Source organism: Maritalea sp. YIW29 (genome assembly GCF_057219265.1).
In genome coordinates this window covers 1,567,099-1,590,656 of sequence record NZ_JBXVVF010000001.1, presented here as the reverse complement: position 1 = coordinate 1,590,656, position 23,558 = coordinate 1,567,099, and the positions used below count along the sequence as shown (strand labels likewise).

The 23,558-nt window shown below is 48.7% G+C and carries 22 protein-coding genes; 16 read left to right on the top strand and 6 right to left on the bottom strand.

Annotation, left to right across the window (positions count from 1 at the left end):
* Positions 1 to 23 precede the first annotated feature (23 nt).
* The 8 genes from gmd to AC2D8L_RS07685 are packed head-to-tail and all read left to right on the top strand — an operon-like array spanning position 24 to position 8,464.
* On the top strand, positions 24 to 1,091 hold the full coding sequence (gmd, locus tag AC2D8L_RS07720) for a GDP-mannose 4,6-dehydratase (protein ID WP_484684860.1): 1,068 nt from the start codon (positions 24 to 26) through the stop codon (positions 1,089 to 1,091).
* A gap of 29 nt (positions 1,092 to 1,120) precedes the next feature.
* Entirely contained in the window at positions 1,121 to 2,026 is a 906-nt protein-coding gene (locus AC2D8L_RS07715) for a GDP-L-fucose synthase family protein (protein ID WP_484684859.1), read from the top strand.
* Position 2,027: 1 nt separating this feature from the next.
* A complete protein-coding gene (locus tag AC2D8L_RS07710; RefSeq protein ID WP_484684858.1) occupies positions 2,028 to 3,065 on the top strand; it encodes an NAD-dependent epimerase/dehydratase family protein in 1,038 nt (345 codons plus the stop codon).
* Positions 3,062 to 4,288 (top strand): WcaI family glycosyltransferase, encoded by a 1,227-nt coding sequence (locus AC2D8L_RS07705; RefSeq protein ID WP_484684857.1) that lies wholly within the window; start codon positions 3,062 to 3,064, stop codon positions 4,286 to 4,288. Before AC2D8L_RS07710 ends, AC2D8L_RS07705 begins: the two co-directional genes overlap by 4 nt.
* Positions 4,276 to 5,556, top strand: coding sequence for a hypothetical protein (locus AC2D8L_RS07700; protein ID WP_484684856.1), 1,281 nt, complete (start codon positions 4,276 to 4,278; stop codon positions 5,554 to 5,556). The genes AC2D8L_RS07705 and AC2D8L_RS07700 overlap by 13 nt, the downstream gene beginning before the upstream one ends.
* Positions 5,553 to 6,800, top strand: a complete 1,248-nt coding sequence (locus tag AC2D8L_RS07695; protein ID WP_484684855.1) for a hypothetical protein — start codon at positions 5,553 to 5,555, stop codon at positions 6,798 to 6,800. The genes AC2D8L_RS07700 and AC2D8L_RS07695 overlap by 4 nt, the downstream gene beginning before the upstream one ends.
* 1 nt (position 6,801) lies before the next feature.
* Positions 6,802 to 7,926: a glycosyltransferase gene (locus AC2D8L_RS07690; RefSeq protein ID WP_484684854.1), complete on the top strand. Its 1,125-nt coding sequence runs from the start codon at positions 6,802 to 6,804 to the stop codon at positions 7,924 to 7,926.
* A complete protein-coding gene (locus AC2D8L_RS07685) occupies positions 7,865 to 8,464 on the top strand; it encodes an LbetaH domain-containing protein (RefSeq protein WP_484684853.1) in 600 nt (199 codons plus the stop codon). The genes AC2D8L_RS07690 and AC2D8L_RS07685 overlap by 62 nt, the downstream gene beginning before the upstream one ends.
* 8 nt (positions 8,465 to 8,472) lie before the next feature.
* Here the strand turns inward: AC2D8L_RS07685 and AC2D8L_RS07680 are convergent, their stop codons facing one another.
* Both AC2D8L_RS07680 and AC2D8L_RS07675 read right to left on the bottom strand, forming a co-directional pair.
* Positions 8,473 to 9,630, bottom strand: a complete 1,158-nt coding sequence (locus tag AC2D8L_RS07680; RefSeq protein WP_484684852.1) for an SGNH/GDSL hydrolase family protein — start codon at positions 9,628 to 9,630, stop codon at positions 8,473 to 8,475.
* On the bottom strand, positions 9,630 to 9,890 hold the full coding sequence (locus AC2D8L_RS07675; protein WP_484684851.1) for a spike base protein, RCAP_Rcc01079 family: 261 nt from the start codon (positions 9,888 to 9,890) through the stop codon (positions 9,630 to 9,632). The genes AC2D8L_RS07680 and AC2D8L_RS07675 overlap by 1 nt, the downstream gene beginning before the upstream one ends.
* Before the next feature lie 209 nt (positions 9,891 to 10,099).
* Here AC2D8L_RS07675 and AC2D8L_RS07670 point away from each other — a divergent pair, with 209 nt between their 5' ends.
* The 3 genes from AC2D8L_RS07670 (at position 10,100) to AC2D8L_RS07660 (ending at position 14,308) form a co-directional block, all read left to right on the top strand.
* Positions 10,100 to 11,275: a nucleotide sugar dehydrogenase gene (locus AC2D8L_RS07670; protein ID WP_484684850.1), complete on the top strand. Its 1,176-nt coding sequence runs from the start codon at positions 10,100 to 10,102 to the stop codon at positions 11,273 to 11,275.
* Positions 11,276 to 11,402: 127 nt separating this feature from the next.
* Entirely contained in the window at positions 11,403 to 13,508 is a 2,106-nt protein-coding gene (locus AC2D8L_RS07665; RefSeq protein ID WP_484684849.1) for a polysaccharide biosynthesis tyrosine autokinase, read from the top strand.
* A 119-nt stretch (positions 13,509 to 13,627) separates the two neighbouring features.
* Complete coding sequence (locus AC2D8L_RS07660) at positions 13,628 to 14,308, top strand: sugar transferase (protein WP_484684848.1); 681 nt, start codon at positions 13,628 to 13,630, stop codon at positions 14,306 to 14,308.
* 20 nt (positions 14,309 to 14,328) lie between these two features.
* Here the strand turns inward: AC2D8L_RS07660 and AC2D8L_RS07655 are convergent, their stop codons facing one another.
* Together AC2D8L_RS07655 and AC2D8L_RS07650 are read right to left on the bottom strand one after the other, a co-directional pair.
* Positions 14,329 to 15,834, bottom strand: coding sequence for an ATP-binding protein (locus AC2D8L_RS07655; RefSeq protein ID WP_484684847.1), 1,506 nt, complete (start codon positions 15,832 to 15,834; stop codon positions 14,329 to 14,331).
* Entirely contained in the window at positions 15,831 to 16,565 is a 735-nt protein-coding gene (locus AC2D8L_RS07650) for a response regulator transcription factor (protein ID WP_484684846.1), read from the bottom strand. The genes AC2D8L_RS07655 and AC2D8L_RS07650 overlap by 4 nt, the downstream gene beginning before the upstream one ends.
* A gap of 223 nt (positions 16,566 to 16,788) precedes the next feature.
* Here AC2D8L_RS07650 and AC2D8L_RS07645 point away from each other — a divergent pair, with 223 nt between their 5' ends.
* The 5 genes from AC2D8L_RS07645 (at position 16,789) to AC2D8L_RS07625 (ending at position 21,558) form a co-directional block, all read left to right on the top strand.
* Entirely contained in the window at positions 16,789 to 18,033 is a 1,245-nt protein-coding gene (locus AC2D8L_RS07645) for an ABC transporter substrate-binding protein (protein ID WP_484684845.1), read from the top strand.
* Positions 18,034 to 18,101: 68 nt separating this feature from the next.
* Positions 18,102 to 18,974, top strand: a complete 873-nt coding sequence (locus AC2D8L_RS07640; protein WP_484684844.1) for a carbohydrate ABC transporter permease — start codon at positions 18,102 to 18,104, stop codon at positions 18,972 to 18,974.
* Between the two features lie 7 nt (positions 18,975 to 18,981).
* Positions 18,982 to 19,878: a carbohydrate ABC transporter permease gene (locus AC2D8L_RS07635; RefSeq protein ID WP_484685163.1), complete on the top strand. Its 897-nt coding sequence runs from the start codon at positions 18,982 to 18,984 to the stop codon at positions 19,876 to 19,878.
* A 4-nt stretch (positions 19,879 to 19,882) separates the two neighbouring features.
* Positions 19,883 to 21,007: an ABC transporter ATP-binding protein gene (locus AC2D8L_RS07630; RefSeq protein ID WP_484684843.1), complete on the top strand. Its 1,125-nt coding sequence runs from the start codon at positions 19,883 to 19,885 to the stop codon at positions 21,005 to 21,007.
* Positions 21,008 to 21,117: 110 nt separating this feature from the next.
* On the top strand, positions 21,118 to 21,558 hold the full coding sequence (locus tag AC2D8L_RS07625; RefSeq protein ID WP_484684842.1) for a YaiI/YqxD family protein: 441 nt from the start codon (positions 21,118 to 21,120) through the stop codon (positions 21,556 to 21,558).
* Here the strand turns inward: AC2D8L_RS07625 and AC2D8L_RS07620 are convergent.
* Positions 21,555 to 22,619 (bottom strand): ABC transporter ATP-binding protein, encoded by a 1,065-nt coding sequence (locus tag AC2D8L_RS07620; protein ID WP_484684841.1) that lies wholly within the window; start codon positions 22,617 to 22,619, stop codon positions 21,555 to 21,557. The genes AC2D8L_RS07625 and AC2D8L_RS07620 overlap by 4 nt on opposite strands.
* A gap of 26 nt (positions 22,620 to 22,645) precedes the next feature.
* Positions 22,646 to 23,428 (bottom strand): IclR family transcriptional regulator, encoded by a 783-nt coding sequence (locus AC2D8L_RS07615; protein ID WP_484684840.1) that lies wholly within the window; start codon positions 23,426 to 23,428, stop codon positions 22,646 to 22,648.
* Positions 23,429 to 23,558: the final 130 nt, after the last annotated feature.

Below are 23,558 nucleotides of genomic sequence, written 5' to 3'. Positions count from 1 at the left end.
TTGTACTTAAATCAGGTGATGTTTTGTGTAAAACAGCTTTGGTCACCGGTGTAACCGGGCAAGACGGGTCCATTTTGGCCCAATTTCTTCTTGAAAAGGGATATCATGTTCATGGCGTGGTTCGACGGAGCTCATCGCCCAACACGACAAGGATCGACCATCTATTAAGGTGCCCGAGACAAAGTCGCTCATTCACTCTGCATCACGGGGATATGTCGGATGCGTTGAGCATAATCCAGATCGTTCAAGGCATCCAGCCAGACGAAATTTACAACTTTGCAGCGCAAAGCGATGTTGGGGTGAGTTTTGAAGTTCCCGAAAATACGGCCAACATCGTTGGACTTGGCACGATGCGGGTGTTGGAGGCCATTCGCATTTTGGGTCTCAAACACAAAACGCGGTTCTTTCAGGCGTCGTCATCTGAAATGTACGGTGACGTAAACGAAGCGCCCCAAAACGAACTGACGCCATTTCGCCCTCGTTCGCCCTATGCGATTGCAAAACTTCAAGCCTATTGGACGGTCGTGAATTATCGCGAAGCACATGGCTTACATGCATCCAATGGCATTGCCTTCAACCATGAAAGTCCGGTGCGCGGCGAAGAGTTCGTCACCCGCAAAATCACACGTGCGGTCGCTGGAATTTTGATGGGAAAACGGGACAAGTTGGACCTTGGAAACCTTGATGCGCGCCGTGACTGGGGGCATGCCGACGAATATGTTCAAGCAATGTGGTTGATGCTCCAACAAGATGAGCCTTCGGACTATGTGTTGGCGACTGGCATTACGACGTCCGTTCGTCAATTCACCGAACAAGCCTTCAGGGAGGTCGGCATTCAGCTGGCTTGGCGCGGCGAAGGCATGGAAGAGTGCGGGTACAATCGGCAAACCGGAGAATGTTTGGTGGAAATTGATCCTGCCCTATTTCGTCCAACGGAAGTAGATTTGCTGATCGGCGACGCAACAAAAGCCAATCAGAAACTGGGCTGGAAGCCGAAAAAGTCAGTCGGCCAGTTGATCCGCGAAATGGTGCGGAGCGATCTTGATGCTTTGGCCGGCACCGCTCCAAATTACCACATTGCTGCCGAATGATTTTCGACCTGCGTGGAAAGAGAGTTTGGGTGGCTGGCCACAATGGCATGGTCGGTAGTGCACTCGCGCGACGGCTGATCGATGAGCATTGTGAAATATTGACTATCGATAGAACATGCCTCGATTTGCGCGACCAAAACGCCGTGAACGCTTATGCCGCCGATACGCAGCCAAACGCCATAATAATCGTGGCAGCAAAGGTGGGAGGTATAGCAGCCAACGAGCGTTTTCCGGCCGAATTTCTCTATGATAATCTTGTGATTGGAACCAACATTGTGCAGGCAGCACATCTGGCTGACGTAAACCGATTGCTGTTTTTGGGCTCCAGTTGCGTCTATCCCAAACAAGCTGCCCAACCAATGTGCGAAACGGCGCTTCTCAGCGGCCATTTGGAGCCCACCAATCAAGCTTATGCGATTGCCAAAATTGCCGTGCTCAAACTGGTCGAAGCCTATCACAAGCAATATGGGCGCGACTACTTCACCGCAATGCCCTGCAACCTATATGGGCCGCACGATAATTATGATCTGCAAACAGCACATGTGCTGCCAGCTTTGATCAAAAAGGCGCATCTTGCAAAGCTGAACAACGAAAATTCTCTTCAGATCTGGGGCACTGGAAGGCCAAAACGCGAGTTTCTTTACGTCGATGATTGTGCTGATGCACTGGTGTTTTTGCTGAAGAATTTTCAACAAGGCGGTCACATAAATATCGGGACTGGCAAAGATATCAGCATTATGGATCTGGCTAGATTAGTTAGCGGTATCGTCGGATTTGGTGGCGAAATCACCACTGATCCGAGCATGCCCGACGGCACACCACGAAAGCGATTGAGTATTGATCGACTCACCCAACTAGGCTGGGTTGCGAAAACAAAACTCAGAGATGGTATTTTAAAAACCTATGCCTCATTCCTTGAAGAGGGAGTGTGTTGAAATGACGGACACCAAGCCGGTTGCATTGGTCACAGGTTCCTCGGGTTTTATTGGGTTTCACTGTTGTAAACGTCTGTTGGATGATGGTTTTCGTGTGGTAGGCATTGACGCCCATACCGCGCACTACGATGTGGGATTGAAACAAAGTCGATGTGCATTATTGCGCAAAAACAATCATTTCTTGTTCATCCAGCAATCAATCGAGGCGCCCGAGGCGCTAGCCGAACTGTTTGCAAAATATCGACCAGACATCGTTGTGCATCTGGCGGCTCAAGCTGGTGTTCGTCATTCGATTGAAAATCCGAGACTGCATTTGCAAAGCAATATTTGTGGCACTTTTGAGCTGCTTGAAGCCGCGAGGGAACATCCGCCTAAACATTTATTGTTGGCATCTTCATCATCGGTTTATGGGGATAATCAAGACGCCCCATGTGCTGAGGGTAGCGATACTGATCGTCAGATATCCTTTTATGCGGCGACCAAAAAGTCGGTTGAAGTAATGGCCCAGTCCTATGCGCGTCTATATGAAATACCGACCACAATTTGCCGTTTTTTTACGGTCTACGGACCATGGGGACGGCCAGATATGGCGGTTGCAAAATTCACTGACGCGATGCTGAACAACCGCCCAATTGATCTCTACAACTTTGGGGACGCAATACGGGATTTTACGTTCATAGATGATCTGGCCACCGCAATTCGGGAACTGATTGACTTGCCGCCATCCGCAGCGTTTTCCCGCGTGGTGAATATAGGTAGCTCAAATCCTGTCTCGCTGGACCAGCTTATTTGCGCAATTGAACGAGCGACGGAAACAACGGCGTTGCGTAACTTGTTGCCAAACCAAAAAGGTGACGTTTCTTCGACTTGGGCGGACACAGCCCAACTCAAGTCGCTCATCGATTATGTGCCTGATACGTCCCTTGATGCAGGCATTCGGCAATATGTTGATTGGTACAAAAGCTACTATTGTGATCGATTTGTCGCTGGACAAGAGCAATCCAAATTCTTGGATCAGCAGATTGGGTATTTACGATGAGGGTGCTCATTGTCGGTATCAATTATGCACCAGAGGAGGTGGGGATAGCTGTCTATACCAGTCAAATGGCTGAATATTTGGCTGCAATCGGGCACGAGGTGCGCGTGGTCTGTGCACAGCCCTACTACCCGAATTGGCAAACTGCTGACGGGCATCCGAAATGGCGCTGGACATCACAAGCGGAAAATGGCGTCATGGTACATCGCGTACCGATATATGTTCCTAAAAACCCAACTGCTCTAAGACGAATTCTACATCATCTGAGCTTTCTTCTGGCCAGCTTGGTCCCTGTTTTGGTCCAGTCTATGTCCTTTCGCCCAACATGCATCTTTTGTGTCGCCCCGTCGTTGCTGTCAGCAATAACCACGCGGTTTACAGCATGGTTCGTGAAGGCAAAGTCGTGGCTGCATATTCAGGATTTTGAGATAGAGGCAGCTACAGCAACTAGCATGATTTCAAGCCAATCGGCCTTGGCAAGATTTGCTGGCTGGTTTGAGAAATCAATATTGCAGCGATTTCATCGGGTCAGCGCAATTTCACCCCAAATGGTCAAAAAGCTGCATGCCAAAGGTGTTTTGCCTTCCAAATCGACGGAATTCAGAAACTGGACCGACACGTCGGAAGTATACCCATTGGATACGCCGTCAAAATTCCGAGATTTTTGGAATATCGACACTCCCAACGTTGCCCTCTATTCAGGTAGCCTCGGCCGCAAGCACGGCATCGAAATCCTAATTGAAGCCGCCCGAACGCTAAAGCATCGCGAAGACCTGACGTTTGTAATCTGTGGTGAGGGACCGTCGCGCCATGACTTAGAGTTGCGCGCTGATGGCTTGAACAACATTCAATTTTGCGACTTGCAGCCAGCCGCGGATCTGAACCAACTGCTAAATTTGGCGTCCATTCATTTGCTGCCGCAGGCCGCCGGTACAGCGGACTTAGTGCTTCCTTCGAAGTTGACCAACATGTTAGCTTCTGGTCGGCCCATAATTGCAACTGTGGATCCGGGAACCGGCATTGCAAATGAACTCAAGGACTGTGGGTTGATCTCAAAGCCGGGGGACGCGTTGGCGCTTGCTCATGCAATTGAAAAGCTCCTTGATCAACCAGAAATTTGCGATGAGATTGGCAGAAACGCAAGAATACGTGCGTCTGAGAGTTGGTGCAAGCCAAACATACTGAAGCGGTTTGAAACTGAGTTGGAACACCTATGTTCCAATTGAACCAAATCCAACTCACGACTAAATGGTTCAATTTAGCTCTATTAGCTTTCGGACTTTTGCTCGGGCAGGGCGCTATTTTTGTGGCGAACTCTTGGTTAGTTGCGCAAGACCGACTGGTGGAATTAGCAACGTTTGGAACCCACTTTTCATTCGCAATTTTGGCACTCCTGCTCGTTGATGGCGGCTGTACGGTTGTTGTGGCCCGCAAGATTGCGTTGGCACAGAGCGACAAATCAAAACGGCAAGAATTTGCCGAAATGTTTTACTCGTCTACAATCATTCGAATTACGTATTGCATTTTGTTGTTCAGCGCGATGCTGGTGTATTTTGTCGCAAGCGACTGGGTCTTTTCCAAGGCATTTGTGGTTTGCGTTGCGCCAGCGTTTTTGATTTGGACCTTCAACCTCACGGGCCTGTTGGACGGCTTGCGGCTGAGCGGCGCTAGTGGATTTGCCGCAGCGTCGCCCTACGTTACAACCGCACTCGCATTCCCTTTCGCGCTTGAATTGCCTGAAACGTCTCAAGGCATTTTGTTGGGCGCGGCATTCTCGATAGGGTGCTTCATCGCGGTGGTTGCGCAGCACATTGTTGCCCGACGCGTCGGCATGAAGTACAAGCGACGAACAATCTCACGGCCAGCTTTAAAGAAGATGTTTTCTGACTCTTTTGCAGCGCTGATGACACTGTTGCCGGGACAAGTTTATTTCCGCCTACAGCTTATCATTTGCTTTGCGGTTTTAGGGAGCGGGCCTGCTGGAGTGCTCATCTACGTAAAGCAAATCGTCACAGGTTTTCTATTGTTATCTGGCTTGATAAAGCGCGTGGAGTTTCCCGGTTTGGTTCGAACAACGATTTCGAATGATCGAACAAGCCCGCTAGATATGATTGCAGCACAAAGGCTGAGCCTAATGGCCGCTTTCGGTTTTGCTGCCATCGCGGCATTGGCAGGATTTTACGTAGCGCAAGCAGAGCTGTCACGTATCGGAGAACTCGTATCAAAATTCGCAATTTTGATATTGTCAGGTGCGCTTTCGCTTCTGTTGGTTCAAATTTTGTCAGCCTTCGGCATGTTCAAACTTGCAGCCATTCTAACCCTTTGCGCAACTCTAATGGGTTTGGCCGTCACAATCATATTTGTTGGGCATTGGGGGCTGCACGCCATTATAGTTGCCGATCTCACTGCCAATATGCTGGTGATCGTCGCTGCTTGCATCCTTATCTCAAGAGCCGCCTCCCTGTCTGGCGCCGAGCGAGGGCAGGCAGCATGACGTTGTTTCATCTGTTCATCCTGACCGCGTTGCTTAGTGTCATTTTCATCCCTAAGGCGACTTTATATGGGCGTGTATTGTTGCTTTTCGCTGCTGGCAACAACTGGATATTTGCTCAATCATTAGCCACGGACCAAATCGAGTTGCTTGGTTCGATTGTGCTTTACATCAACGACCAACCAATTTGGAACGGTCCCGAGGTGATAACCGGCGCAATGCTGTTGGCGTTGGGCCTATACGCTTCGTTCTCAAATAGAAGCACGGTTTCGCCGAATTCCAATTTGGATATCGAATTGCCGCCTTGGATTGCGCGGTCAGTTCTGGCGCTTTGCCTCATCGCGACGGCGCTTTTCACCTCTAAACTCGGGTGGGAGTCGCTGTTCGGATACGCCAATTATGGTTCCATCAAAGATTACAACGCCCTGTTTGATGACGACAAAGTCAGCAAGTTGATCGCGACTTCCTATCGTGTTGCGACAATTCTCCTCATCGTGCTGGCGACAAACAGCCTGTTGTCAGCAAACAAAGCGTTCTTTTGGTTCGCTCTGCCAGCTATTCTGTTTGCCGGCGCAATTGGCCTTGTTGAGGCCAGTCGAATTGTCGGCGTCTATTTCGGCGTGGCGTCAATTGCGTTGCTGGTGGCACGGAAACCAATTGCCGCTTCAATGCTCGCCGTTTGCGCAATCGTCCCAATTTCCTATGTGTTAGAAGCACGCGCCCATCCGGAACTGGGCTTGGGATTTATCGTCCGACAACTGATCAGCTCATTCGAAGGTGGTCTTCAGCTACAAAAAATCGCGGCGAATGTGTCGGCGGGTTTGGTGGTCACCTCAGCTTCCGTTCAGTCTGCCGTGCCAGATAATTACGACACGATCTTCAAACTGCTTTCATTTATGCCCACCATTGATGCGGTCGATGGTTTCCAATCTGTCAAACATGTAAACGAACAACGGGTTCTCCAGCACGTGCCGTTCAACGCCTTTGGGGAAGCTTGGGGTTTTGGGCCGTATTATTTTGCGCTGTTCTGGGGTGTCGTGTTCGTGGCGTCGCAATCTGTTTTCAAGTCCATGCAATATGGCCCAACAGCCTATCTTGTAGTGATGGCAATATTTTTGTTGGCTCTGTTCTTTGCTTCACAATATCCTATCCGCAATTGCCTGCGGTATTTCTATCTCGCAATTGCATTTGGTTATTTCTTCGAATGGCACGCCCGTCGCTCATCACCAGCTTTGTCGGTGGCCTAATATGCGGGTTGCACACATCACACCATCATTATCGCGCAGTGCTGGTGGGCTGTATTTCTCGGTATCTGGGCTGGCCAACGCACTGCAAAGAAGCGGGGTTGAAACGCTGGTTGTCGGTGGAAAAGATCGGCACTTTGATACTGACAAACATGTTTGGGGAAATGTCACGCTCCACACCCATGAGCGTTGGGCTGGGGCATGGAGCTTCGATGTTTCGACTATTGTAAATTTGATGAAATACAAACCAGATTTGGTCCACATTCATGGAATCTGGGGCGCAACGAGCGCCATCGGACGGCTTACACAGATGCTGGGGATCCCGATCGTTGTTTCTCCCCGCGGCATGTTGGACAAATTTATCGTGGCGCGGCGCCCGAATTTAAAGCGGCTTCATGCTTTTCTTTTCGAAAGGCCCCTGATGAAACACGCATATTTGCACGCACTTTGCGAAGCAGAGCAACAGGCAATTTCGACGTTTCTGAGTGGTGCAGAAGACCGATGTTTTGTGGTCCCTAACGGCGTAGACGCGGTTGAGGAAACAGCCGGTGTCCTAAAGGCTGAAAGTGCGATTTATCTGGGGCGACTACATGAGAAAAAGCAGGTTCTTGAACTGATCAATAACTGGCCACAAGCGGCTGACATCAACATCCCGCTGACTATTGGTGGTTGGGGAGACGCCCAATATGAAGGTGCGGTAAAACACTTGGCCGCAGCCCACGACAACGTTGAATTTATCGGCCCCCTCTATGGAGCGGAGAAGGCTAACGCATTGGCGTCCTCTCGATATTTTGTTTTGCCCTCGCAAAGTGAAGGCCTCCCGATGGCCGTGCTGCAATCACTGCAATATGGCTGCGTCCCACTGATCACCGACCATTGCAACTTGCCTGAGCTTCTTAAGCACAAGGTTGCGACACGTTTGGAGTTTGATTTTTCAAACCTATCATTCATTTTGAAGGCGCAATCGAGCAGCGCATGTGATGAAAAGGCCGCGCAAATTCAATCGAGTAAAGAGTTTTCCAAAAACTATGCTTGGCCAGGCATCGTTGAAAAAATGATCGATCAATATGAGCGAATATTGGCCAAGCCGACGGCAAGTGCTGCAAGAGGGCAGGCGATTGAAAGCTGAACAGAACATCTTCACCGGCAAGCCCAGTTTTCCGATTTCGCATCGAATGGAGCGACTGATTTTCTGTGTCGTGTGGGCTCTAATTGCGCGATGGACACCGCCCAACCTGCACAGATGGCGTGCTTTTTTGTTGAACCGGTTTGGTGCCAAAGTTCATCCAACCGCACGCATCTACTCTTCAGCCAGTATCTGGTTGCCTCGAAATCTTGAAGTGGGCGCTAATTCAATTATCGGCCCAAACGTAAACTGTTACACCATGGCAAAAATTGAAATTGGCAAATATGTAGTCGTGTCTCAAGGCGCGCAACTATGCACTGGAAGTCATGACATCACGGACCCGAATTTTAGTTTGCAAATGTCACCGATCAAAATTGACGACCGCGCTTGGGTTGCAGCACAGAGTTTCGTCGGCCCCGGCGTTTCAATCGGAGCCGAAGTCATTTTGGGCGCGCGCAGTGTAGCATTTTCAACTTTGACCGCGGGCGGGGTCTATGTTGGCAACCCCGCCAAATGGATCAAAAAACGAGAATTGCGTTAGGTTCAACCCTATTGAACCCATTGTCGTATTTCGCCGTTCAACCACTCGGCGAGTGTACGATGACCCGCAGTGTTTGGGTGCACGCTGTCATCCTTGGCATAGTTCAGACCTTGTGGGTCGAAAAACCTAAATCCCGGTCGTGCATCAATTGCCGCGATGATGGCAGATTTTGTTGTCGCATAATCAACTGAAACCGATGCCGGCGCTGCACCATCCCATGGGCCAGTCACCGCAATAAGCGTGTTCGGGTTGGCGGTTCGCATCAACTCGAAACATGTTTGTGCCTCGGTTTGGGCATCTCCTAGGCCAATATCGTTCAACCCCATCGCGACTATAATCACATCCCATGGTCCATGATTGTTTATGTCGCCCAAACGTTCGCTTAGCTTGTATCGTGATCCACCTTGAGTGTTCAAATATCCGGAACCACCAACGCCCGATGCCCAGCAATCTGCAATGCCCAGCAGATCCCCGAGAACGGGCACAAATCCATCCCCAAAATGGGATGCCCCTTGGGCACCCACGATGCTGTCTCCGACAACAATCATTCGCTTTGCGGCAGCTTCGGGTTTTGTGCCAAACGATCCGGCGCTGTTTGTTAGAATGCGCCGAACACCTTGGCCATTTTGTAATTCAATTGAGACATGGCGTGTCGCAACGCTGCCGAAATCCAGCATGATATAGTTGGAGCCAGTGCCCGAAGAGTTGGCGGGTAATGTGCCAACCAAATCGACATAGTGCCCGTCTATGATGAAACGGTAGGGCTCGTTAGACCCAAGAACATAAAATGCAATGGCATTTGAAGTCACATTTACCGACAACTTTGAGCTGGATTTTCCGCGTTGCGAGCTGTTCAAACTCGCCTGCTCGGGCCGCTGAAATGACCCCGCTGCAATGGTAGGAGAACCACCCTCAATACGTACATGTTGATGGACGAGCGTCGTGTTGTCGAACTGGATAAATACCGGAAAGCTACCCAACATGTCACCATTACTGGTCGTGATTGTTGGCGCGTTGCTCGCAATGGCCCGTACATGTGGCCCGTCACCTGTTGGGTATGTTGCAAAATGAGTATGCAGCGCAGTGCGATGTTGTTCCCATTTCTGGCTTATCGCTAGATAGGGGGGCGGGCTAGCCGATTGTGGGTTCAGTCCCAAACCGATCATTAGGATAGGCCCAAAATTGAGCTGGCGGTGGTCGCTGTTTTCACTTTACGGACACGAACCGGCAAGAGTGCGCCACTTGGCACATTCTCAAAACTCACCTCGTCGCCATTTGCCATTTGAACGCTAAGGTCGCCGCCAATCCCGACATAAAGGGCACGGCTTACCTCTGCGATATCGTCAGCATCGTTGGGCGTGACGGCGAATGCACGCGAAGCCGGGTCATTTGTGCTGGTACTAAGGCTTTCAAAACGGTCAAGCATATCTGGTCCAATGTTGTTGTGTAATGCACAAATTATGGGTCATGGCGGATGAAGGGGGATAAGTTTTCTGTTCTAGAACATGCTTTGCTATCACTTTTGCCCATGCCAAAATTGCGGATTTGTCATGGGCGTGTATTGTTCTCCCAGTAGGAAAACACTTAGACAAATGCAAGTTCATAACAACGCAAAGCTGAAACGGTAATTTCACAATGAGTAAAAAAATAACAGTTGTTGGAATGGGTTACGTTGGGCTGGCAAATGCAATTCTATTGGCACAGCATAACGAAGTTGTTGCGCTTGATATTTCTGAACAACGTATTGAACAAATCAACGCAAAAATTAGCCCGATCAATGACCGTGAAGTCGAGGATTACTTGCAGAACAAGCGGCTAAATCTGCACGCAACGCAAGATCGGGAAACGGCATTTGATTGTACGGAATTTGTGATTATTTCCACGCCTACGAATTACGACCCGGTTTCGAATACATTTGATACACGATCTGTTGAGCAAGTTATCGGCGACGTGATCAAAGCCAATCCAAGTGCTATTATGGTGATAAAATCAACGGTGCCTGTGGGCTTTACTGAAAAAGTATCTCTAAAACTCAACTCAAAGAATATCATTTTCTCGCCCGAATTTTTGCGCGAGGGTAAAGCTCTTTTTGATAATTTACATCCCTCTAGGATTGTTGTGGGCGAAACGTCTGAACGCGCTAGAACATTTGCACAGCTGCTTGCCGATGGGGCCATCAAATCTCCCATTCCGATGGTGTTTTCGACGTCCCGTGAGGCGGAAGCGATCAAACTATTCGCCAACACGTATCTCGCCATGCGCATCGCTTACATGAACGAGCTAGATAGCTACGCCATGGCCCGCGGCCTTGATAGCAAAGTCATTATCGAAGGCATTGGCCATGACCCAAGGATTGGTATGCACTATAACAATCCGTCGTTTGGTTATGGCGGATATTGCCTGCCAAAAGACACGCGCCAGCTCATGGCTAACTATGCGGATGTCCCGCAAAACATGATCAAAGCCATCGTCGAAGCAAATGTAACGCGCAAAGATTTTATTGCCGAACAGATTTTGGCGAAAAACCCGTCTGTCGTTGGTATTTATCGACTGACCATGAAGGCGGGGGCGGATAATTTCAGGGATAGTTCAGTGCAAGGCATCATGAAGCGGCTCAAGGCAAAAGGCATTGAGATCATTGTTTATGAACCGAACCTTGATGATACGCATTTTTACAATTCACGCGTGGAAAATGACTTCGCAAAGTTCAAAACAGATGTAGATTTGATTGTCGGCAACCGCATCGACGAGACCCTTGATGATGTGCGACATAAGGTTTTCACCAGAGACATATTTGGGTCAGATCAGTAAGGCCTGAACGCCACATTGCCCTCGCCGGCAATGCTGAAATATAATTGGGCCTATCCAAAGTTTGGATAGGTGATTATACTCATTTGCATACTTTATTGTGTTTTTTTATTCAATTGCCGGTGACTTAGTGAACCAACCAACAGCCGAACTCCGCGCGGTAATAGCTTTGCTGAAACGCAAGGCAAAACCAATTCTTGTTATCTACATTTCGGCCATGTCACTCGTGTTCTTGGTCGTCAATTTCATTCCGCCGATTTATTCGGCAAAAGCGAAGCTGCTGGTTGATATTGATGGACAACGATTGATTGATCCAGAGGCCGAACCTTTGGCATTTGGCTTGGTTAGCGGCATAATTGATAGCGAAGTGGAGTTGTTGAAATCCACGCCGATTTATGAGGAAGTTGCTCGTACTTTGCCAGATGAGCAACGCGCGGAGTTTGAAGAAAATCGAGCCACATTCTCTGGGTCGGCGTCGGATGAGGGCAATTCTGACAATTCAGTTGTTCGGCGACTAATGGATGCCGTGTTGGTCAAGCGTCGCGGCCGAACATTCATCATCGAATTAACGGCCAAGTCAACTGACCCAAAAACGGCAACCGAAATCGTCAACCGTATGGCGCAATTGCATATTGAACGGCGCATGCAGCAACGCGTTCAAGCCGTATTGCAGGCCCAGACACTACTTGAAGAGCAAGTTGATCAGGCCAAAGATATTTTGGTGTATTCAGAGCATAAGTTGAGTGACTTTGTCATTGAAAATCTCGCCGAGATCTCAGCGCAAACGGGTGATTCAAAACTAGCAGAATTCAATTCATTTTTGTCTGATTTGAAGGGTCGAGAACAATGGGCTGGTTCTCGGGTTAAACGGATTGACGGGTTCGATATTTCATCTGACTGGGGTGAGTTTGCTAGCGAGATGGGCATTGTTGATTTGGAGGCGTTAGCGCGTCAGCGAGAAGAACTGTCGGCCCGCGCGGCCTTAGGTGCAGATCAAGAAGGACTCGTAAAAATACAGTCTGACCTCGACATGCTCAAAGCAGGTTTTTCACGCTTGCTTGAAGTAGAACGCGCCACAACCAATCGTTATCTGAGGGAGCTGGCCGACCAAAAGGATGCGGCGGTCGCTCAGGTCCGCAACCAGCTTAGCCAAGTCAGTTTGCCGTCTTCGATCATCTCAAGATTTTATCAGGCGAAAACAGAAACCGATGCCGCAAGAAAGCACTATGAGGCTTTGGTTAAACGCGCGTCGAGCATGGATCGGCATATAGCGGCGCAAGTGCCCAACTTGCGTATTGCCGCACTCGCGACACGTCCCACAATTGCCGATTTTCCGAGTTCTACTTCAATCATGTCGGCCGCAGCCATCATTCTGCTCGGCCTGATCATCTTGATTGCCTATTATCATGATCGATTTTTCGGCGGCGTGAACACTGAAGATCAGCTGAGCGGATTAATGGGCACACAAATAAGCGCAGCGATCCCAAAAATATCTTTGCCTCAAATTAGTACGGGACAAAACCACAACGCTGCCTCGCTCATTCATGCGATGAAGGAGGCAGAGTTTGCAGAAGCTATCCGCCGTCTTAGGTTGGGTTTGGAAACCAATTTGTCGTGGCAAAAACAACATCAGCAACCCGACGATTATGTCGGCAAGATTGTGTTGGTAACGTCCAGTGTTGAGGGCGAAGGGAAGTCGCTAATATCCGCCGCGCTTGCGAAAACTATTGCGAGTCTGGGGGCAAACACATTGCTCATAGATGGAGATCTCCGCAAACCATCGCTGCATAATTTGATGGGTTTAAAAAGCAATCAAGGACTGACGAATTTTCTAATATCCCCAACTGATGTCAGTTCCTTGACAACGGCTTTTCACAATCGTGTTGATCCCAACTTAGATGTGTTGGTTGGCCAAGGTGCGGCGTGCCCGAACACGGATAATCTTTTGTCGGGACCAGGGTTGGAAAAGCTACTTGTTAGCGTTTCAATGCGCTATGACTTTGTGATTATCGACACACCGCCATTATTGCCGGTTGTAGATACGAATTATTTTCTCAAATATGCGGATGCAGCGATTTATGCGGTGAAATCCGGAAAAGCAGATCAATCCGAGGTTCAAAAAGCGCATCAGATTTTGGATCAGTACAAACATTTGTCGGTTTTGCCTGTACTCAATGGCGCAGATCGGCCGTCAAAATCATACTCGGCAAACTACAAAACACAATATGCAGGCTGATGTCGTGAAATTGACAATTTGCCGATGGTGAAATCCGCGAAGATGAATTTGCCAATAAGTAGAATTGCGGGTAGTGTTAATGAATAATTAACTTTTATTTTTTGCAATTTGGCTTTTTTATGAGCGTTGATTTTCTCAGTGAACATCTTGTCCGCTACAAGCAGGTTTCGGCCGTCTCAAAGGGTGGTTTTGGCGGAAACGTCCGGCAATTTTCAAAGCGTTGTATGGATGTCATTGGTGCGTCGAGCGGGCTGTTATTGCTGCCAATCTTCGCTCTCACAGCGATCGCAATTAAGCTAGATTCTGCAGGACCTGTTTTGTTTCAACAACGCAGAATTGGCCGAAATGGCAAGCTAATTACGATTTTCAAGTTTCGCACAATGTATCACGAACAGCAGGATCGATTGGGCCAAAAGCAAGCTAGGCGTAATGATCCCCGCGTCACGACGGTCGGCCGTTTCCTTCGTCGCACAAACATCGATGAGCTGCCTCAACTTTGGAATGTGTTCATCGGCGAAATGTCATTGGTTGGGCCTCGATGCCATGTTCCAAACATGCGCGTTGTCGACAAGCCATTTGAAGAAATTGCGCCCGAATATCACAAAAGGCACGATGTTTTGCCCGGGATAACCGGGCTGGCGCAGGTCAGGGGCTTGCGCGGGCCAACGCTCAATTATGCAATTGCGCGCCGGCGAATTGAGTCCGATTTAGAATATATTCAAAATCAAAACTTGGTCTTAGACATAAAAATTTTATGCCAGACGATTTGGCAGGAATGTTGCCGCTGTAGTGGGACTTAACTGGCATGAACGCTCAAAATTTACATCCACCGGGGCAGCGACAAAGTCACTTGAAGCCCATTTGGAGTTTGGACGAAACCTATTTCGCCACCATGGTTTTTCACGACAGAATTTGTGATTGTTAGCCCTAGACCAGTGCCTTTTACCAGTTTTGCATTGTCGCCGCGCATAAATGGCTCCACCAGTTTTTCTGGACTGCTGAAGGACGCGTGAGAGCCGCGGTCGGTCACCGTAATCTCGAACCGCTCGGCCGTTGCCGACAACGAAACCTTGGCTTCCTCGCCATATTTCAACGCATTTTCGATCAGGTTTGTAATGGCACGACGAATTGCATTTGGCCGACATTTGCACAAAATCCGCTGATGGTCTCGCACAAGAATGCGGGTGCTTTCGCTGGTTTGACTAAAGAGGTTGCCTAACCTTTCCAAATTAACAGCCTCCGGCACTTCCAGACTTACCGGTTGCCCAAGGTCCTGATAATCATCAACAATCGCCTCAACCAATGAACGCATTGAGATTTTGCGCGGTTCTTCTTGGTCCATTTCGTGGCGGGTATAACTTAGCACACCGTCGATCATGTCAGTCATCTGGTCAATATCGCGGTCGAGCTTTGTTTTGAGTTCCTCGTCCTCAATAAGAGCTGTTCGCAATTTCAGCCGTGTTGCCGGTGTGCCCAAGTCATGTGAAATGCCGGACAGAAGAAGCGCTCGCTGCTCAAGTCGTTGACGCTCTCGCGCAAAAAACGCATTCACTGCCGCCGTTAGGTGCTTAATCTCGCTTGTGCCATGTTCTGGAATTTCATCGATGATACCGCTATTGGCCGCGGTGCGTATATCATTCGCCAAGCGCTCAAGCATCTGTGAAAATCCATTGGCGACACTGAAGAATATACCAAGAGCAACAGCAGCCAGCAACAATGCCAGCAACCGTAAATCTGCTGGGTGCGACTCACACTCCCAAATCGAGGGCGCTTGAACTTTCAACCAATCAGTTGGACCCACCTCTACAAACACCGTCGCGTCCGAACATAGACGGGCAATACTTCTTGAAAGTTCGCCAAACTGAAACGCCAGGCCGTTGTTTGTGGCTTGAATGCTTGAAACCGAATATTTGAATTGCGGAGAAAAAACTCGAACAGCCATGCTATCTCCACTAGACGTTATGGAGGCAGATTGCCGACGAAAAGTCAGGCTGGTTTCATAAATTGAAGAATTGGGCACATCAAATATTAGTTTTGTCACGCCTTGGTCGACGCGATTTTGCGGACGAACCAGTGCAACCCTAAAAATATCAGAGCGGATATCAAGACTTGGCTGGCTGTTGATCTCAGAGATTAAGCCGAAAAGTGAAACACCAGCGTTGAAGGCTTTATCTAAATGCGACTGCCACGAGCTGTTTGATCGCTCCCACATTACAGCGGCAAATAGGCCATTGCAGAATGCGAAGAGCAACATGACGACCGAAATTGTTGTGGCGGAAGTTGCCCAACGAAACTTGGATGGATTTGAGCGATTTGTGTTGCTCATTCGACGGTCACGTTCGCACAAAGTTGGTAACCCATGCCACGCATTGTTCGGATCAATTTGGGCGATTTGGCATTTACTTCAATTTTTTGCCTTAAGCGTCCCACCAGCACGTCAATTGCTCGACTTTGTTGGGCATTTAATGGCTTTTCTTCAGTGTCCTTGTCTTCCAAAACACTTGCAATCTCCTCCCTCGCGAGCGGAATTTGCGAGTTCGCCAACAGTACTTTGAGCAGTGCAGTTTCTCGTTTTGAAAGCATAACTTCTACATTATCGATCCCAATCAGCACTTCTCGGTCGCCGCGAAATACCCAGCGATCAAAACTGTATGTTTGCGTGTCTCGCCGATGGGATAGAGATGAGGCGCGGCGTGTTCGGCGAACGACGGCACGCACGCGCGCCAGCAACAAGCTCGGGTTAAATGGCTTGGCGATATAGTCGTCACCCCCCATTTGATAACCAGTTAATCGGTGATGGTCTGCAGACAAAGCCGAAAGAAAGATTATGGGAACGTCATTGTCTTTTCTAAGTTGTTTACAAACGTCAAACCCAGATTCTTCGCCAAGCATTACGTCTAGAAAAATCAAATCAACGCGGCGCTGGGCAACAATATTCATAGCCGCTTGTGTGGTGTGCGCAGATTCGACTGCATAACCTTCGCGGGTCAAATATTGTTTGAGCATGGCGCAAACGTCGGGATCGTCGTCGATGACCAAAATGCGTCTAATGGCCATGTGCACTCCTACTTGAATTCATTTTGTGGATATTGAGTAACAAACTGTAACAAGCCAAGGCCCAATGTAACAGAGCGTAACATTTCTCCCGAAAAACAAGGCCGAAGTACGTATTCGCACGCGATTTCATATTGAACTACCGTCCGCCAAGATTTCTTTTACTTCTAACTTCGCAGACAAGAGTCGGCGGGGTACAATCAAATTTTCTCGGGAGGGGAATGTAATGAAAAAATCAGTTCTTTTAACCAGTGTTTTGGCGCTTAGCCTTACAGCATCGGCTGCAAAAGCTGACCCACAAGCAGAAGTGCTGCATTGGTGGACATCTGGCGGCGAAGCTGCAGCAGTTAAAGTGTTGAAGGACGAGTTCGCTTCAAACGGCGGTACTTGGACCGATATGCCAGTTGCTGGCGGCGGCGGTGATGCTGCGATGACTGCATTGCGCGCTCGTGTATTGTCAGGCAACGCACCATCAGCTGTTCAGCTAAAAGGCCCTTCAATTCAAGAATGGTATGAAGAAGGCGCAATCGGCAATATCGACGAAGTTGCCAAAGCGGAAAACTGGGATGCATTGTTGCCTGCAGCAATTGCGGATCACATGAAATGTGACGGTGCTTATTGTGCGGCTCCAGTTAATGTACACCGGATCGACTGGATTTGGGGCAACTCAAAGGTTCTAGCTGACGCAGGAATCGATGCGCCAACGACTTGGGCTGAATTCAATGCGGCTGCCGAAAAACTACAAGGCATGGGCATCATTCCATTGGCACACGGTGGTCAAGCTTGGCAGGATGCAACCGTATTTGAAGCAGTAGCTGTTGGTCTTGGTGGTCCAGAATTCTACCGTAAGGCATTCATCGAACTCGACATGGAAACATTGAAGTCCGATCAAATGAAAGCTGTTTTCGATCAAATGCGCACAATGCGCGGTTACGTTGATGACAACTTCTCTGGACGCGATTGGAACCTTGCAACCGCAATGGTGATCAATGGTGAGGCGGCCTTCCAAATCATGGGTGACTGGGCCAAAGGCGAATTTATCAATGCCGGCAAAGTGCCAGGTAAAGACTTCACATGTACATCACCATCCGCTGGTGCGTACCTTTACAACGTCGACAGCTTTGCATTCTTCAACGTTGAGGGCGAAGATAACCTTGCCGGCCAGCAATTGCTTGCCAAATTGGTTATGGGCGGCAATTTCCAAAAAGTGTTTAACTTGAACAAAGGTTCAGTTCCTGCACGTCTTGATGTTCCTATGGATGAATTTGAATTCTGTGGTCGTCAGTCAAATGCAGACTTGAACACAGCAATTGACCAAGGTTTCTTGTTGCCAAGTTATGCCCATGGCATGGCATTGCGCGGTGCGCAAGCAGGTGCGATCACAGACGTGATTACAGCTCACTTCAACTCAGACATGAGTTCAGAAGACGCTGTTGCTGCATTGGCTCAAGCAGTGGCAAACTCACTATAATCGTTCACTGAAACTTTTCACCCACACGGAAAATTCTATTCGTGTGGGTGAGTTATTGGAGCAATCAAATGACCGATTGGCTTGAAAAACACGCGCCCAAGATGGTGTTGGCGCCAAGCTTCATTGCTATACTTGTTTTTGTGTATGGGTTTATCGGATGGACAGCTTATGTGTCCTTCACCCGATCAAAACTTTTGCCAAAATATGACCTTAAGGGCACCATTCAATATGAACGACTTGCTGACTCACCACGTTTTGAAGTCGCTCTCACTAATCTAGCAATATTCGGCATTCTATTTATTCTATTTGCGACTTTGATCGGGTTGGCATTGGCCATCCTTTTGGATCAAAAAATTCGCACCGAAGGCCCGCTAAGAACGATCTATCTCTATCCGATGGCGCTTAGCTTTATTGTTACTGGTACGGCTTGGAAATGGATACTCAATCCCGGCTTGGGCATTGAATCTGTGATGCATGATTTGGGCTGGACCGACTTTGCTTTTAATTGGTTAGTCGATCCAAATTTAGCGATTTACACCGTCGTAATTGCTGGCGTTTGGCAATCATCTGGATTTGTGATGGCTCTGTTTTTAGCAGGTCTGCGCTCAGTCGATAATGAGGTGATCCGGGCGGCCATGGTCGACGGGGTTTCAACACCGCGCATCTATATGAGCATCATCATTCCATCGATGGCACCGATCTTCTTATCCGCGTTCATCGTGTTGTCGCACCTTGCGATCAAGAGCTTCGATCTTGTTATCGCTTTGACGGGCGGCGGCCCTGGCTACGCTACGGACATGCCCGCGACATTTATGTACGCAATGGCGTTCTCTCGCGGCGATATCGGCCAAGCTGCTTCTTCTGCAACCGTCATGATGGTTATCGTAACTGCGATCATCGTCCCTTATCTTTACTCCGAACTGAGGCCGCGTCATGACTGATATTTCCATGAATAATGCTCAGCTAGAGAAAAACGCCGCGCGCTCGCGCTTGGCAAAACGAATTGCTCTGCGGTTTGGCCTTTACGCCCTTCTGTTGGTGTTCGCACTATACTATTTGATGCCGCTTTTCGTCATGTTGACCACATCGCTTAAAAGCCTTGATGAAATTCGCTCAGGCTCGTTGCTTTCTTTGCCGCGAGAAGTTGATTTTTCCTCATGGGCAACAGCTTGGTCTAGCGCGTGTACTGGTATTCAATGTGAAGGACTACGTCCGTTCTTCTGGAACTCCGTTCTGCTGTCAGTTCCGGCCGTGTTTCTTTCGACATTGCTTGGCGCAGTGAATGGATATGTGCTCGCACAATGGCGCTTTAAAGGCTCAAACATCCTGTTTGCAGTCATGCTATTTGGGTGCTTCATTCCATTCCAAGTGGTCATATTGCCGATGGCAATCATGCTTGGAAAATTTAAACTTGCGGGTTCTATTGGCGGATTGGTTTTGGTGCACGTCGTGTACGGAATTGGATTTACCACACTGTTCTTCCGCAACTTCTACGTAACTGTTCCTCAAGAACTGGTGAAAGCTGCCAAAGTCGACGGTGCTGGTTTTTTCCGGATTTTCTTTTCGATCTTTTTGCCCATCTCGCCACCAATTATTGTGGTGACGGTGATCTGGCAATTCACTCAAATCTGGAATGACTTCTTGTTTGGCGTTTCGTTTAGCCAGGCGGGTACTCAGCCAATTACTGTTGCATTGAACAACATCGTAAACTCCACAACTGGCGTCAAAGAATACAATGTCGATATGGCTGCCGCGATTATCGCCGCACTGCCAACGCTCATCGTATATGTCGTTGCTGGTAAGTATTTTATCCGCGGTTTAACCGCCGGTTCTGTGAAGGGATAATCAAATGACAGATACCACACAACCGATTTTGTCTATCGAAAATCTCGATAAGAACTACGGCAATGTAAAAATTCTAAAAGACATTGGTGTTTCGATTGAACCCGGCGAATTTCTGGTTTTGGTTGGCCCATCTGGTTGCGGCAAATCCACTTTGCTCAACTGTATTGCAGGATTGGAAGCATCAACAGGCGGTACCATCAATATCGGTGGACGTTCTATGAACGGCGTTGCGCCAAAGGACCGCGATATCGCGATGGTTTTCCAGTCCTATGCGCTTTATCCGACTATGACTGTAGGCAAAAACATCACTTTCGGCATGAAGGTGAGGGGCACGCCAGAGGCAGAGCAACAAGCTAAGCTCGATGAAGTTGCAAAACTGCTTCAAATCGATCATTTGCTCGACAGAAAGCCCTCTCAACTTTCCGGCGGACAACGCCAACGGGTAGCGATGGGTCGCGCATTGGTTCGGGATCCGCTCTTGTTCTTGTTTGATGAGCCATTGTCGAACCTTGATGCAAAACTTCGAGTTGAAATGCGTACCGAGATCAAACGCTTGCACCAAACACTAGGCGCGTCGATTGTATATGTTACGCACGATCAAATCGAAGCGATGACATTGGCAACTAAGATTGTTGTGATGAAGGACGGTGTAATTCAGCAAGCTGGCACGCCGAACGAAATCTACAATAGCCCTGCCAACATGTTTGTTGCCGATTTCATGGGTTCTCCTTCCATGAACCTAATTCCGGCAAAAGCTGTGTCGTCAGAAAAGGGTGCGCAAATTGCCATTGAGCGGACTAGCGGTGAGGACTTGGTGCTCAACTTTGACCGCGATATATCCGGACTTAATGGTAGCGGGTCTAAAGACATTATCTTGGGACTTCGACCAGAAAACATCACTGATCCAGCAAGCATTCTTGCCCAAGCGGGCCAACTTGCAGATTGCCAGATTGATGTTGTGGAGCCCGCTGGGTCCGACACGTTTGTGGTGACAAATCTTGGTGGCAAACAGGTGACGGCGAGGCTTCGAGCAGATGCTGAAGTAACCGCTGGTGAAAAATCATCGCTAGCGTTTGACCTTTCAAAAGCTTCAGTTTTTGAACCAGGCAGCGGCGCACGCATTGCTTAAATAACTCCCAAACTCTCCCAAGAGTTTTAAACCAGGCGGAAGCAAGATTTCGCCTGGTTTTGTTCATTTGTGGCCTAGTCAAAAAGAGCTGTCCTAGCTAAAAGACCTCCATGGTAGAGATCTATGTTGATGGGGATGCATGCCCTGTAAAATCTGAAATATTGCGAGTGGCTGAACGCCACAATGTTAAAACCGTCATTGTCTCAAATGGCGGTCTCAGGCCATCTCGTGACCCCATGGTACAGCACATTATCGTGTCCCATGGTGCAGATGTCGCAGATGATTGGATTGCCGAAAATATCAAAGAAAACGACATCGCTGTGACATCGGATATTCCATTGGCCCAAAGGTGTTTGGATAAGAAGGCCCGCGTGCTTGGCCCCACCGGCAAGCCATTTACGGACGCAAATATTGGAATGGCGATTGCCATGCGGGGCCTTAAGCAAGACCTGCGCGAAAGTGGTGAAATCAAAGGGTATAATCCCGGTTTCACCAAAGCAGATCGATCCAACTTTTTACAAGCGCTGGATCGATTGCTCAGTCAATCCTAGCGAATTCGTTTTTCAGTTTCAGCGTCAAACAACATCATATGCTCTGTTTCAAATGTCACCGAAACCTTATCGCCAATTGCTGGTACAGCTTCATCCGCGTTTGATTCTACTATGATGCGCTCGCCGGTGGTTGCATCCAAATAAATGTAAGTGACGCCGCCCAAATGTTCGATCAAATTCACAGTTAGTTCGTCACCATTGGTGTCGACGATCAAATGTTGAGGGCGAACGCCCACTGAAACAGCGGAACCAGCGGTTGGTAACTTCGCTTCGGTGCTAACTTCTCGGTTGGCGAACGCAGCAATTTTCGCCGTGTTGTTCACGGCCGTAGCGTTTAAAAAATTCATGCCGGGCGAACCAATGAAACCGGCGACGAACTTATTGTCCGGATCCTTATAGAGTTGCATGGGGGAACCGACTTGCTCGACGATACCGGCGCGCAACACAACGATTTTGTCGGCGAGCGTCATCGCCTCGACCTGATCGTGGGTCACATAAATCATGGTCGCGCCAATTTCTTTGTGTAACCGCGCAAGTTCAACCCGCATTTCAACGCGCAACTCGGCATCAAGGTTTGAGAGGGGTTCGTCAAACAGAAACACTTCAGGCCCACGCACAATGGCACGGCCAATAGCGACCCGTTGGCGTTGACCGCCAGAAAGGGCTTTCGGCTTACGGTCTAGATAGTCGTCAAGTTTGAGAATTTGAGACGCATCCCCTACCTTTTGCTTGATGACGTCTTTCTCAACGCCATTCATTTTGAGACCAAAGCCCATATTTTGCTCGACGGTCATGTGGGGATAAAGCGCGTAGGTTTGAAACACCATTGCTATGCCACGTTCGGCAGGATCGGCATTTGTTACATCACGGTCACCAATTTGAATGGTGCCGCCCGTTGTTTCTTCCAATCCAGCAATCATCCGCAACAACGTGGATTTTCCGCAGCCCGATGGACCAACGAACACGCAGAATTCGCCATCTTCAACATCTAGATCGACGCCATGAATAACCTGTACGCTCTCATACTTCTTTATTGCATTCGATATCTTTACACCGGACATTTCATTCCCCCCTCGGGCGTGACTAATTAGTGGTTTGGGAACTGCCAATTTTCAGATGCAGTTGCGATTTCTTTCGCCGTTTTTTTCATCTGCGGCGCATATTCTTGAAGTTTCTCAAGTGTTGTTCGATTTGTTGTGCTGGTGACGGACATACCGCCAAGAACTCTGCCTGACGGGGCAAGAATTGGAACAGCAATGCAAATAATGCTTGGTTCATGCTCTTCGCGGTCAAACGAAATACCGGACTTCTTTATTTCGGCCAGTTCGGTCTTTAATTGATCTGTGTTGGTAAGGGTTTTGTCTGTGAAGGCGTAGAAGGCCTGCTGTGCGAGCGCTTTTTCTTGTTCGTTTTTATCTAGGAAGGCAAGCATCGCTTTCCCTACACCCGTGCAATAGCCGGGACCGACTTTGCCTGCTTGGCTAAACATTTCGATTGGGCGGGTCGAGTCGCGTTTGTCCACATAAAGGGCTTGTCCATTGTCAAGCTGAGCTAAATGGATCGTTTGACCTAGTTCTGTTGACAGCCTGTCGATCGACGGTTTTGCAATGGGTGCCAAAGATGATTGTTGCCAAGCAGAATGCGCCAGCCGAACAAGCCGGACACCGGGCGCATACGTTTGATGGTCCGGGTTATAGTCGAGCATGCCTTGGCTCGTGAGCGTCTGCATAAGCCTATAGAGCGTGGCTTTAGGGTGCCGGCTGTTGGCGAGTAAATCATTAAATCGCACAGGTCGACCAAATGACGCCACGTCGTCCAATATTTCCAATGCTTTGCCGACGGTGCCGTCTTTATTTGTCTGACTAGTCATCTCGGTCTTCGTCCACTCCATTGTCGCTTTTTGGCAGTTTTATCTAACGACCCTGTTGACAACCATAGGATTAACGAACAATAATTTCAATAGTTAAAACCAAGTTTCATATGTTGGAACCAATCGGGAG